The sequence below is a fragment of the Streptomyces gilvosporeus genome, assembly GCF_002082195.1.
GTDB lineage: Bacteria > Actinomycetota > Actinomycetes > Streptomycetales > Streptomycetaceae > Streptomyces > Streptomyces gilvosporeus.
Genome location: NZ_CP020569.1, coordinates 7,063,500 through 7,075,523 on the forward strand (window position 1 = coordinate 7,063,500; position 12,024 = coordinate 7,075,523).

14 protein-coding genes and 1 pseudogene are annotated in these 12,024 nt (G+C 67.4%); 3 read left to right on the forward strand and 12 right to left on the reverse strand.

Annotation, left to right across the window (positions count from 1 at the left end; translation table 11 throughout):
• Positions 1–8: 8 nt before the first annotated feature.
• The 3 genes from B1H19_RS31295 to B1H19_RS31305 form a co-directional block, all read right to left on the reverse strand.
• On the reverse strand, positions 9–377 hold the full coding sequence (locus B1H19_RS31295) for a pyridoxamine 5'-phosphate oxidase family protein (protein WP_083108053.1): 369 nt from the start codon (positions 375–377) through the stop codon (positions 9–11).
• On the reverse strand, positions 374–2,041 hold the full coding sequence (locus B1H19_RS31300) for a SulP family inorganic anion transporter (protein ID WP_107426461.1): 1,668 nt from the start codon (positions 2,039–2,041) through the stop codon (positions 374–376). The genes B1H19_RS31295 and B1H19_RS31300 overlap by 4 nt, the downstream gene beginning before the upstream one ends.
• Before the next feature lie 71 nt (positions 2,042–2,112).
• Positions 2,113–2,454, reverse strand: a complete 342-nt coding sequence (locus tag B1H19_RS31305; protein WP_083109989.1) for an ArsR/SmtB family transcription factor — start codon at positions 2,452–2,454, stop codon at positions 2,113–2,115.
• 668 nt (positions 2,455–3,122) lie between these two features.
• Between B1H19_RS31305 and B1H19_RS31310 the strand changes: the two genes are divergently transcribed.
• On the forward strand, positions 3,123–3,476 hold the full coding sequence (locus B1H19_RS31310) for a zinc ribbon domain-containing protein YjdM (protein ID WP_083109990.1): 354 nt from the start codon (positions 3,123–3,125) through the stop codon (positions 3,474–3,476).
• A 64-nt stretch (positions 3,477–3,540) separates the two neighbouring features.
• Here B1H19_RS31310 and B1H19_RS31315 read toward each other — a convergent pair whose 3' ends face one another.
• Positions 3,541–4,884 carry an IS630 family transposase gene (locus B1H19_RS31315; RefSeq protein ID WP_237289612.1) on the reverse strand — a complete coding sequence of 448 codons (1,344 nt, stop codon included), beginning with the start codon at positions 4,882–4,884 and terminating at the stop codon, positions 3,541–3,543.
• A 139-nt stretch (positions 4,885–5,023) separates the two neighbouring features.
• Between B1H19_RS31315 and B1H19_RS31320 the strand changes: the two are divergent.
• Positions 5,024–5,679: pseudogene (locus B1H19_RS31320) on the forward strand (helix-turn-helix domain-containing protein); the annotation flags it as partial.
• A gap of 7 nt (positions 5,680–5,686) precedes the next feature.
• Here the strand turns inward: B1H19_RS31320 and B1H19_RS31325 are convergent.
• From B1H19_RS31325 to B1H19_RS38945, 3 genes are all read right to left on the reverse strand, one after another.
• The gene (locus tag B1H19_RS31325) at positions 5,687–6,157 is read right to left on the reverse strand and encodes a GNAT family N-acetyltransferase (RefSeq protein WP_083108059.1); all 471 of its coding nucleotides are present in this window, start codon (positions 6,155–6,157) and stop codon (positions 5,687–5,689) included.
• A 238-nt stretch (positions 6,158–6,395) separates the two neighbouring features.
• A complete protein-coding gene (locus tag B1H19_RS31330; RefSeq protein ID WP_083108061.1) occupies positions 6,396–7,004 on the reverse strand; it encodes a carbonic anhydrase in 609 nt (202 codons plus the stop codon).
• Positions 7,005–7,172: 168 nt separating this feature from the next.
• On the reverse strand, positions 7,173–7,313 hold the full coding sequence (locus B1H19_RS38945; RefSeq protein WP_159028173.1) for a hypothetical protein: 141 nt from the start codon (positions 7,311–7,313) through the stop codon (positions 7,173–7,175).
• Between the two features lie 204 nt (positions 7,314–7,517).
• Here B1H19_RS38945 and B1H19_RS31335 point away from each other — a divergent pair, with 204 nt between their 5' ends.
• Positions 7,518–7,760, forward strand: a complete 243-nt coding sequence (locus B1H19_RS31335) for a hypothetical protein (RefSeq protein WP_159028174.1) — start codon at positions 7,518–7,520, stop codon at positions 7,758–7,760.
• A 443-nt stretch (positions 7,761–8,203) separates the two neighbouring features.
• Here B1H19_RS31335 and B1H19_RS31340 read toward each other — a convergent pair whose 3' ends face one another.
• The 5 genes from B1H19_RS31340 to B1H19_RS31355 form a co-directional block, all read right to left on the reverse strand.
• On the reverse strand, positions 8,204–8,905 hold the full coding sequence (locus B1H19_RS31340) for a hypothetical protein (RefSeq protein WP_083108065.1): 702 nt from the start codon (positions 8,903–8,905) through the stop codon (positions 8,204–8,206).
• Positions 8,905–9,456, reverse strand: coding sequence for an RNA polymerase sigma factor (locus B1H19_RS31345; protein WP_418361486.1), 552 nt, complete (start codon positions 9,454–9,456; stop codon positions 8,905–8,907). Before B1H19_RS31345 ends, B1H19_RS31340 begins: the two co-directional genes overlap by 1 nt.
• The gene (locus B1H19_RS31350; RefSeq protein ID WP_083108069.1) at positions 9,453–9,725 is read right to left on the reverse strand and encodes a hypothetical protein; all 273 of its coding nucleotides are present in this window, start codon (positions 9,723–9,725) and stop codon (positions 9,453–9,455) included. Before B1H19_RS31350 ends, B1H19_RS31345 begins: the two co-directional genes overlap by 4 nt.
• A 297-nt stretch (positions 9,726–10,022) precedes the next feature.
• A complete protein-coding gene (locus B1H19_RS38950) occupies positions 10,023–10,202 on the reverse strand; it encodes a hypothetical protein (RefSeq protein ID WP_159028175.1) in 180 nt (59 codons plus the stop codon).
• Positions 10,203–10,291: 89 nt separating this feature from the next.
• Positions 10,292–11,713 (reverse strand): alpha/beta hydrolase family protein, encoded by a 1,422-nt coding sequence (locus B1H19_RS31355; RefSeq protein ID WP_083108071.1) that lies wholly within the window; start codon positions 11,711–11,713, stop codon positions 10,292–10,294.
• Between the last annotated feature and the right edge of the window lie 311 nt (positions 11,714–12,024).

Below are 12,024 nucleotides of genomic sequence, written 5' to 3' on the forward strand. Positions count from 1 at the left end.
ACAGAGAGCTACTTGTCACTTCGTGGCAGCTTCGGGAGTACAGGGCCGGACAGTGTGCGCCGGTAGTGGGCCGCCTCGTCCTGATCGGTGACCGCCTCGGCCAGTCCGGATGCGGTCACCGCCCAGCCGGTGCCGGTCGTCGGGTTGATCTGGTCGGCGTGGTACGTGACCGTGACCCGGCCGGAGAGTGCAGCGGCCGGGACGGGGGCACGGACTATCAGCCGCCCGTACTCCAGAACATGGGAGGCGGGGCGGACGGCGGTCGCCTCCCGCTGCTCGTACATCAGCCGTCCCAGTGAGGCGCCTTCGAGCAGGTACAGGGCCTCCTCGCCGGAGATGTCGACCATGCGGCGGGCGGCGGTGGGTGGGGTGGTCATCGGGAAGACTCCTCGGTGATCACGGAAGCGGGTTCGGGCCTCTGGGCGGGGATGGGGAGGACTCCGGTGCACTGCAGGTGGGCGCGGGCGCCGGTGATGGCTTCGGGGGTGGTGGCGTACTCGTGGCCTTCCAGCCGCAGCAGATCCAATGCGCCCACGGAGTCGAGTACTTGGCGCTGGCCGGGCCGTATGCCTGAGGTCATCACGACGATGCCGCGCCGGTTCAGTTTCTCCACGGCGTCCTTGAGTACCAGCGCGCCGGTGGCATCGATGGTGGTCACCCGCGACATCCGCAGGATCACCACCCGTACGTCGGCGACTTCCGTGAGCTCCAGCAGGAAGCGGTGCGCGCCGGCGAAGAACAGCGGCCCGTCGATCCGGTAGACCACGATGTGCTCCGCCAGCAGCCGGTGTTCCTCCTCGCGGTCCTCGCCAGGCAGGTGCGGTGCGAAGGAAACCTGCTCCATCCGGGCCTGCTTGGCCACCGCCCGCAGCGCCAGCGCGCCCGCCACCACAAGGCCGATGATGACCGCGTACACCAGATCCAGGGCCAGCGTCGTCACCGCCGTCAGCACCAGGACCATCGCATCCGAGCGGGTGGCCTTGACCATCGCCCGTATCGAACTGACCTCGACCATGCGGACTGCAGTCGCCAGCAGCACACCCGCGAGCGCGGCCAGCGGAATGCGGGAGACCAGCGGCGCGGCGGTAAAGACGATCACTGCGAGCACGGCGGCGTGGGTGAGGGCGGCGAGCCGGGAGCCTGCGCCCGTGCGCACGTTGACGGCGGTACGGGCGATGGCGCCGGTCGCCGGGACGCCGCCGAACAGTGGCGTGGCCAGGTTTGCCAGCCCCTGCCCGAACAGCTCCCGGTCCGGATCGTGCTTCTGGCCAACTGTCATGCCGTCGGCGACGGACGCCGACAGCAGCGACTCGAGCGCCGCCAGAGCGGCCACCGCCACCGCAGGCGCCAGGAGCGAACCGAGCGCGGAGGGGTCGAGGAAGGACAGGGAGGGTGCGGGCAGACCGGACGGGAGGTCACCGATCGGATTGGCGGCGTCCAGGTGGAAGAGCTGGGCGACGATGGTCGCGGCGATCACCGCGACAATCGAGAAGGGGACGGTGGGCCGCCACCGGGCACCGACGAGCATGACGGCGGCCACGGCGAGCGCGAGGCCGACCGCCGTCCAGTTGGGCTGCCGTACGAACTCCTCGACTGCCCGCCAGGTCACCACCAGGACCTTGTCGCCCTCCGGCTTGGCCACGCCCAGCGCATTGGGCACCTGCTGGAGGCCGATGACGCAGGCGATGCCGAGGGTGAAGCCCTCGACGACGGGGGCGGGCACGTACTGCATATACCGGCCTGCCCGAGCCACGGCGAGACCGATCAGTATCAGGCCGGCGATCAGTCCAACGGTGAGCACACCACCCGTCCCGTACTGCGCCACGATCGGCACCAGCACGACGGTCATCGCGCCGGTCGGCCCGGAGACCTGGAGATTCGAACCACCGAAGAACGCGGCCAGGGCGCCCGCCACTACCGCGGTCGCCAGACCGGCCTGTGCCCCCAGCCCGGACGACACCCCGAAACCCAGTGCAAGCGGCAGGGCCACGATGGCCACGGTCAGTCCGGCCAGCAGATCCCGGCGCGGATTACGGCCCATCGCCGCCACATCGGCGCGCGATGGCAGCAGGGAACGCACCGACGCCCACACCCGGCCCGGCAAGGAAGCGCTCACTTGGCAGCGACCTCGGCTTCCCGCAGCTCGGCGAGCAGCTCGTTCTGCCCGGCCAGCAGCTCCGTGAGAATCCGCCGCGCCGCTCGCATCAGCTCCGCCACGTCCCCGCCGGCCAGCTCATAGACGACGGTGGAGCGCACGCGGGTGGACGTGACGATGCCCGAGCGGCGCAGCACCGCCAGCTGCTGTGACAACGCCGCCGGCTCGATCTCGATCTCCGCCAGCAGGTCCCGCACCGGCAACGGCCCGTCCTGCAGCAGCTCCAGCACGCGAATGCGGACCGGATGCCCCAGCATCCGGAAGAACTCAGCCTTGGCCTGATACAGCGGAACCAGCACGGACATCCTCGATCACCCAACACGCAACCCCGCAGCCGGCGAGGCACTCGTTAAACGTCGTGCCCGCGGCTACCTACGGGCACGACCACCACAGCATGTAGGCAATTGCATATTTTTGCAATTCGCGATTCCGATATCCCTGGGCGCTGCGACCTCGGACGCCGGGAGGCGGGCCGCTCCTTGCCTTGCCCCTCCTGGCGCCACGGACGCCTGCCATCCCGCGGCTGCAGCGGCTCGGCGCCCCTGCCCGGCACCTCGACCGGCTCCACTGTCCACAGCCCTGCGGCCCACGCCGCCGGTGGCGGGAACGAACGAGACCCAGCGCCGCCGGAAGGCCCGTAGGCGACCTCGCGGACATCAAGAGCTGACGCCTCACGCGCGTCTCCCTCGCGATCCTCCTCGGCGTCGGCGGCTCCGGCCTTGGCCGGCGACTCGCGGATCTTGTCGTCGGCCTGCTCATCACCGCCGCGATCCTTTTGATCCCGTGGGTTGCGGTCCTTGAGGTCTACCGGCGTCGGATGGACTCAGCCGATCCGCAGGTCATCGATACCGCCGAGGCCACCCCGCGCACGATGGACGGCGTCCCTGGCGTCAGGCAGGTCGGCCTGCCCCGGGTCGGGAACGCCCTGCGGGCTGAGACTGCTCCACGGCTGAAATACACTGTTTTGGTGACCGAGAATCTGCCGCCGTGCCCCAAGTGCTCCAGCGCGTACACCTACGAGATGGGCGCGCTCCTAGTCTGTCCGGAGTGCGGGCATGAGTGGTCGCACGCGTCCGCTCACCCCGCGGGCGACACCGGGGACAAGGTGATCAGGGATTCGGTCGGAAACGTGCTCGCCGACGGCGACTCGGTAACCGTGATCAAAAGCTTGAAGGTCAAAGGCAGCCCCACCGGGATCAAGGCGGGCACCAAGGTGCGCAATATCCGCCTCGTGGACGGGGTGGACGGCCATGACATCGACTGCAAGATTGACGGGTTCGGCTCCATGCAGCTCAAGTCCAGCGTGGTCAAGAAGTCCTGACCTGAAGCTTCGCCATACCTCATGACCCGCAAGAGCTAGTGTGATGCGCCAGAAATCCTGAGGGTTAGTTCTGCTCTGTTTTCTGGCCGGTGGTTCCGACCTTGGTGAGGTAGTCGGCGAGGGAGTTGAGGATCTCGTCGGCTGTCTTGGTCCAGGTGAAGGGCCGCGGGTTCTCGTTCCAGATGTCGATCCACGCCGTGATGTCGTCCTCCAGTGCCTTCACGGAGGTGTGGACGCCACGGCGGATGAGCTTGTCGGTCAGCAGGCCGAACCACCGCTCCACCTGGTTCATCCAGGAGGAGCCGGTGGGGGTGAAATGGACGTGGAAGCGGGGGTGTTTGCCGAGCCACGTCCTGATCTCGGCGGTGTTGTGGGTGGCGTAGTTGTTGCAGACGAGGTGCACGTCGAGCCCGGCGGGCACCGCCTTGTCGATCCGGATCAGGAACTTCTTGAACTCAATCGCCCGGTGGCGGCGGTGCAGTGCCGATATGACGGTGCCGTCGGCGATGTTGAAGGCGGCGAAGAGGCTGGTGATGCCGTGCCTCAGATAGTCGTGGGTACGCCGTTCGGGCATGCCCGGCATCATCGGCAGCACCGGCTGGGACCGGTCCAGCGCCTGGATCTGGCTCTTCTCGTCCACGCAGAGCACGACCGCCCTCTCGGGCGGGTGGTGGTACAGGCCGACGACGTCGACGACCTTGGCGACGAACTGCGGATCGGTGGACAGCTTGAAGGAGTCCTGCAGGTGGGGCTTGAGGTCGAACCGCTTCCAGATTCGCCCGATCGTCGACTTCGACAGGCCGGTGCGCTGGGCCATCGAGGCCCGTGACCAGTGCGTGTCCTGGCCCGGGACCGACTCCAGGGTGGCCACGACGACCTCCTCGACCTGGTCGAGGAGGATCGAAGGCGGCCGTCCCGAGCGCGGCTCGTCCTGCAGACCATCGAGGCGTTTTGCGATGAACCGGGCCCGCCAGCGGTCCACGGTCGACCTGTCGATGCCGAGGTCGGCCGCGGCCTGCTGGTTCGTCCCGCCCTCCGCGCAGCGCAGCACGATCTTGGCTCGCAACGCCAGGAACTGGGCGGTCTTGGACTGCCGCGCCCACTGCAGCAGCTGCCTGCGCTCAGCATCGTCGAGGATCAGGTCAGCCTTCGGCCGGCCGATCCAGCCGGCGTCCTCAAGCCCGGCCATCCGCTCTGCGGCGAAAGCCCGACGCCACTTTCCGACCGTCTTCGCCTGGACACCGACGAGCCGTGCGACAGAGGCGTTTGACATGCCGTCAGCACACGCCAGGATGATGCGGGCCTTCTCGGCCGAGCGCCGGTGCGGCATTTTCGTCCGGCGTACCAACTCGGCGCGCTCGACCTCGGACAACGTGATCGCCACAGCAGAAGGCCCCGAATGCGACATGACAACAGGGTACTTACTAACCCTCAGGATTTCTGGCGCATCACACTAGTGCCGTAGCAGGCAACGTTTGCCCTGTTGTGATGTGACGCGCCGCCCGGGGTCCCTTCTCCGGGTGCCGGGCGGCGGTCACCGTGTGCGGGTGGCAGAACGGGTACGCGTACGCGAGATCGATGATGACGAGGGCCAGAAGCTGCTGCGGATCATCCGCAGGGGCACCGCTCGGTGGCGACCTGGCGGCGCGCCCAGATTGTGCTGCTGTCCGCGCAGGGCATGCCCGTGGCGAAGATCGCGGAAGTCTCGTTCACCAGCGACGACCGGGTACGGGACGTGATCCACAACTTCAACGCCGACGGCTTCGACTCCCTCTACCCGAAGTACGCGGGCGGACGACCCAAGACGTTCACGCTGCCCGAGCGCCGCGAGATCAAGAAGATCGCGAAGTCCAAGCCGCCCGAGCATGACCTGCCGTTCTCCACCTGGAGCCTGACCAAACTGGCCGACTTCCTGGTCGCCGCGGGGGTGGTCGACGACATCAGCCACGAGGGCCTGCGCACGCTGCTCCGCGAGGAAGACGTCCCCTTTCAACGCCTGAAGACCTGGAAGGCCTCCCACGATCCGGACTACGCGGCCAAGAAGGCGCGCGTGGAGCACCTCTACGCGATTGCCGACGGCGAGGTCATACCCGAGGAGGGCGAACCCGAAGTCATCTTCTGCATGGACGAGTTCGGGCCCCTGGCGAAACCGCCACGCCGACGACCGACGCCTACACTCCGTCGTCGACAGGGCAAACATCGCCTGAGCCTCAGTCGAGTTCCTTGAGCATCTTCACCGAGGTCGTCTCGTAACCGAGCGACTCGTAAAGGCCGCGCGCGCCCGTGTTGAACCCAAACACGCTGAGACCCAGGGTATGAGCGCCCTGAGCCCGGGCGTGCTCCTCGCCGAGGACCATGGCCATCCGCCCGAAGCCCCGACCGCGCTTGTCGGCGTCGATCACGATGTCCCAGATCCACCAGGCGCTGGCGTCGCCGCTCGTGTCCGGTCCGATCCAGAGGTAGCCGACGACTACCCCGGCATCATCGGCCACGTCGAAGACCACGTGCCCCGGGGTCGGTGCACCGGACGGAAAGGAGCGAGCCATGCTCTCGTCCGCATGCCGGTCGGCGTCCTCGGACGTTTGCCCCAAAGCAACGAGATCCCTGGCGTATTCGGCTCGACTGCGCTCAAACCAGGCAGGGAAGCGTCGGGCGTCCAGGGGACGCAGGGTTACAGGCACTGGCCCAGCCTTCCACACCGTCGAAACCGAAACCGTATCGCCCCTGATCAACGCTCACGGCACATCACCGACACGGCAAACGTTGGCCTGCTACGGCTACTAGGTGAGGAGCGTGGCCGGCGCCGTTGCGGACACCGTTGGCGAATTCCCGGAGCCCTACGCCTGGAGCGCAGTCTCTCTCTGCGGCTTCGCCGTTCGGCGTGGCGGTTGTGTCGGCAACGTTGCGCGGGCAGAGAAGTCACAGGGGGAGGAATGCGTCAAGGCTGTGGTGATGGGTGAGCACGAGCCCGGTATCCACTGCGTAGAACCAGCCGTGCAGTTGGAGCTTTCCGTTGGCCAGGCGCTTTTGTACGCAGGGGTGGGTGCGAAGCCGCTCCAGCTGTACGCGCACGTTGCGTTGCACGGCGACGTGCACGCCCGGGTCCTCGTCGTGTCCGAGGGTGTCCAGGCCCTCTGGTAGCTGGGTGTTGAGCCAGCTCGCGACGGCGGGGACGGTGGTGAGGTCTTCGCCGCGTACGCGGGCGCCGACAGCTCCGCAGTGGGAGTGGCCGCAGACGATGATGTCCGGGACTTCGAGCATGTCCACGGCGTATTCGATGGTCGCGGACTCGCTGCTGGGCCGTCGCTCGTCGTAGCGGGGGACGGCGTTGCCGGCCGTGCGCAGTTCGAACAGGTCGCCCGGGCGGGCGCCGGTTATCAGGGACGGTACGACCCGGGAGTCGGAGCACGTCACGAACAGAGCCAAGGGCGACTGTCCGGCAGCGAGTTGCCCGAACTGCGCGCGTTGGTGCGCGTTGCGAGCGATGAGCTGTTCGAGCGTACGGGCGTGCTCGATGAAGGACTGCATGAAGGACCCCCATGTGCCGTGGCCGGCGGTGGGGCGGTGGACGGTGTCCTCCTGCGCCGAGCGATCGCTACGCCTTCGGACTGCCCGTGTCAGTCTGATGATATGCCTTACTTGAGGGGCGGACGGGTGTGCGCCGCCGCGTCCGAACGTCCGGATCGCGCCCCGGTCCTAAGCCATGCGTACCGCCTCGGCCGCACCGAGTTCGGCCAGGATCCGGTCCGACTCCGCCTCCACCTCCGCCTGAAGCTCCTCCACTCGCACCCGGGCAGCGGCTTCCCGCTCCTCCAGCAAACCCATCACTGATGCCACCGGCTGCCTCCACGGCAGTACCTCTCGCGCAACACCCTCGAACGTCCGCTCCTGGGACCTGGCAGTGTGTGCTGCAACAGGGCAAGCCATCGCCACTTGCCACGGCACACGCGCCGTCCACCACCGGGCTCTGGTCGCCATTCCCTACTCGGCGGCACAGGGCAGTGCTCGTCTGGAGTTCGTTTGTGCGCCGGTCAGGGAGTGTTGTGCTCTCAGTACCGTCTCGTCGGGCAGAAGGAGGGCGGCAAGATCACCTACCACGTCGAGGTCAGGAAGCGTCACGACCGGGGCATCCCCAGCGAGCACTCCGCCACGGTGTCCGGTGGCGGGCAGGGGCCGCTGGGAATGAGCCTGGAGCAGGCCGACACCGCCCACCTCCACAGCTCCGCAAAAACCCAGGACTTCGACGTATCCGGTTCCTCCGACGAGATGACGGACCGCTCGTGAAGGGCCGACACTCGGCGGCCGGACGGCCACGGCCACAGTCGTCCGCACCCACCCGTCCGGCGCTCCCGGATGACGTGCACAACGGGGACAGCGGGGACGGGACTGGCGCCCACAAGGTGGGTGCGGGTCGCGACGGCTTCTGAAGAAGCTGGCCCTGTGGACGGGACTCGCCCTCTGCATCGCCTTCATCGCCTGGGGGTTTCTCCAGTTCGACCACGCAGTCGACCATCCCCGCGAAGGCCGCTTCTCCGACTGGCAGTGTGACGCCGGCCGCGACTGCGGTCCCTGACGACGAAACCCTCCCAGCCCTGCGCCAGCTCGAAATCACATGAGTCTTCGTGATCCGCGTCCGCGAGGGACTGATCATCTCCTCCGGTGACTACGCTCACCGCTCCACACCGCCAACAGGGCGCATCTGGCGTTGCGGAAACACCCCGGCCGCTTCAGTTGCATGCGGTGAGCTCTTCGATGCGGGTGGCGAAGTCGGCATCGGGCAGTGGGAGTTCGACATCGTCCACAAACCCGAGTGCATGCGGTACGTAGGCGATTACCGCCGTGGCGGCGGCCGAGAAATGCGTATGGTCTTCACGCAGGAACTCCAGGATCCGCAGAGCCGCCATGAAATCCCGCGGGTCCACCCATTCGGGAGTGCGGGGCATCCGGACCTCGAAACCCACCTGGTCGCACCACAGCCGCGCCTGGTCCGTCTCCCCTAGAGCCATGTGATGCAGATAGAGGCAAAAGGCCGCTCCGGTGTCGTCCGCGCCGGCGGCGAACTGCCACCAGAACTGAGCGCTGTCCACGCGATCGGCCAGGTGCAGGACACAGCCCAGCACCCGCGCACCCTCCGGTTCCAGGATCCGCCGGGACAGGAACGTGCCGAGCTTGTGCAGCTCCTTGGCCACCACGGTTTCGCACAGGGTGCGCAGGTGCCGGTGATGGATCCGGTGCGGCAGTCCCGCCCGCTCGGGGGGCCGCACGGCTGCGGCACGGGCGGGTTCCATCTGGTCGTCGAAGGTCAGCGCACCATCCCACACCCGCTGGGTGATCCGCGCGGTGAGCCGGGCCTCGGCCGCCTCGGTGCCGGTGTAGGGGCGGCGCGGCAGGCGGGCCTTGGCGAGCGCTCGGTCGACAGCCTTGCTCATCACTTCTCCTCCCGCTCGGTGCGGTGGTCGGTGTCCAGGATTTCGCGCAGGCGATGACGGGCGTAGCGGGCGGTGGAGCGTACGCCGGCCTGGCTGACGCCGAGGATGTCGGCGGTCTCGCTGACGGTGTAGCCCAGGCAGTAGAGCAAAACGATCGTGTCGTGCTGGCGCTCGGGAAGCGCGCGGATGGCCGCGTAGATCCGCAAGCCCTCCTCGAGCTCCCCGATCTTGTCCACCGCCTCCCGCAGCGCGGCCGTCTCGAAGGCCGCGGCGTCGATGAGAGCGGGGCGCTTGCCCCGGGCACGCGCACAGTCGATGGTGCGGTGTTTGACGATGCCCCAGGCGTAGGCGTTGGGATTCTCCTTGGCCAAGACCTCCGACCAGTCCAGGAAAAGCTGCTCGAAGGCCTGGTCAACAGCCTCTTCGGCATCCGCGCGGTTACTCAGGTAGAGCTCCGCCCAGTGGACGTAGACTCCGCGGTAAAGCTGGTGGAATGCCCGGAAGTCGGCGGGCAGCTCGGTCATGGGGAGCGTGGCGCTGCGTCGGGTCACTGCTCACCGCCGCCGGCGTCGCGCCTGCCGCGCAGCTCGGACATGCCCATCAGCACGCTTGCCGCGGCCAGACGGCGCAGAACCGCCAGAGCGTCACGCCCGAAGACCCGCATCGCCATGGCGGCCGTCAGTAGGTCCTCTACGAGATGATGCTTCACGAAGTCGGGAATCCCTCTGATGGTCGGTGAGACGCCTTCCTTCCACAGCGCCCCGAGGACGCCTTGTGCGTCCTCCGCCCCTATAGCGATCCCCAGCACCAGTTCGTGCATCAGCTGAACGGAAAATCTTACGTTCGATTTACGGGCCGTCACCCTTTGCATCGGACACGCAACATGGGTTCCCGTCCTGTGGCATGGGCTCTCCTTTGTGCGCCACCGGACCTTGGCTGGCGTGCGACCGGATATTCCGTCACCTCACGAGCCCAAGGTTATCTAGTGCTATCAAGCAAAGTCCCTGGTGAGAGATACGAGTGCCTGTAAGGCACGTAAGGTACGTCGGCCCCAGGGTGGATTCGTGTGCTGGCGTCTTGCCTACGCCACGAACACGGTGGTCTGCTGGCACACCGCCTACATGGAACTGGCCGTCGGCGAACTGCGTGCCGCCAGCGCCGAGGTGGACGCCGAGGACCGCGTCGGATACGGCAAGGGAGCCGTCCCGGCACGGGCAGTGGGCTGGAGAGCCTCAGGAAGGACGACGGCGGAGTTGATCAGGACGAGGGCTGCGAGATACCGGGCTGCTCTGGCCATGATTGTCCTCATGCGCGTGGCCGCGGCGACATACCGTCGACCTGTTCAGCGGCCGACGGTCTAGTTGGCGACGGCGGCTTCCGCTCGGTTCAGCGGACGAAGTCGACCTCTGGGTAATGGCGCGAGGGGCCGTCGAGCAGGTGGCTGTGCCGGTCGCGCAGATGCTTGTCGAAGAAGGCCGCGACGTAGGTGCGTTGGACCTCTATGGAGCGGTTGGGGTCGATCGTGCCGAGTGCTTGCTGCATTACTTCCGGGGTTATCCCGAATGCGCCCGGCGCCTGGGGGAACAGGACCTGGTTGTCGACGAAGGAGTTGTGCCCCGAGCCGCGCAGCTTCAGGTCGAGCCGCTCTCCGTGCAGGTGGTCCCAGAGCCGCTCCCAGCTCCGGTCGGTGTCGCGATTGTGGTGCTCGGAACTGAACAGCATGTAGGGGCGGTCGAGCCGCTTTTGTTCCGACGATCCGAAGAGCTGACCGTCCAGGTTCACGCCGGCATCGATCCTGGAGTCAGCGTGCATGGCAGCGGCCACCGATCCTCCGCCGAGGGAAGCGCCGAACATCCCGACGTGTTTCGTGCTCACGGCATCGGTCAGCCCGTGGGGGAGCGGCTTGTGTTCCACATCCGGGTTGCGGCCGCGGGCGATCTCGGCCAGCTGGTTGATGACGAAGTGAGTGTCCGCCGCCCGGACGTCGATCAAGTCGCGCGATTTGGTGCCTGGCGCCAGCATGCTCACCTCATGTCGCCCGCCAGGGAACACTACGTCGCCGGTGTCGTGGGTGTGGTCGATGGTGACGACCAAGTAGCCGCGGCTGGCCAGGTCCTGGACCAGTGCTGTGCCCGTCGCCCGGTTCCCACGCCCGCCGGGCGAGTACAGCAGCACCGGCAGCTTGCCGGATTTGCGGTCAACCGGGGCACCGGTGTGTCCGGCGGTGGTGGGCAGGGTCACCCCGCCCGGCAGCACCTGCTGGCTGTCGGGGAGGGGCGTGGCGGGGTAGCGGGAGGTGTGAGTGGCCGGGTACCACAGCGAGACCATCAGCTCGCGCTGCTGTCCGGGCACCCATGGATCCATGCGTTTCGAGTCGCGCAGGTGGAGGTCGACCGTTCCGACGCGATGGCGCCCGGTCGGGGCGGGAAGAGTCAGCTGGCCCGGGGCCGGCGGCGCATCCAACGCTGCTGCCTGGTGCGGGGCTTGCGCCCCTCGGTCCAATGCTGCCAACTGGTGCCGGACTTGCGTCGCGCCATCCAACGCGGCTGCTTGACGCGGGGCTTGCGACACATCCTCCAACGCCACCGCCTGGTGCGGAACTTGCACCACTCGGTCCAACGCGGCTGCCTGACGCGGGGCTTGCGCCACGTCGTCCAACGACGCCGCCGCGGTCGTGGGCGTACCGGTGCTCTTCCCGGCGGCGGCAGCGGACCCGACTCCGGCCCCCAGGACGACGGCCAGTGCTCCAGTGGTGCCGGCGACCCGGGCGCCGAACCGGCTCTGGCGCCTTCGTGCGTGCTTCCCCATGGGCAGTCCTTTTCTTGAAGCGAACACCGCCTGAACGGCAATCAGTTGGCGCTCATCGTAATAGGCGATTTGCCGTGGTCAGGCCAAGCCCCTGATCTGTACGGAGAGTTCTCATTACCGCACAGTTGGCTCCGACCGGCCCTCAAAGTTGAACTTTTCTCGCGTTATTAGCAGCGGCAACAACCCGCACAGAAGAAGACAACCGGCAGATGACTGCCAGTATCAGCCGCCACACTCAACGCGACGGGCAAATTACGCATACGTGCCCAGGCTCCTGCATTTGGCGGGGCGCCGAAGGCTCATGCGGCATA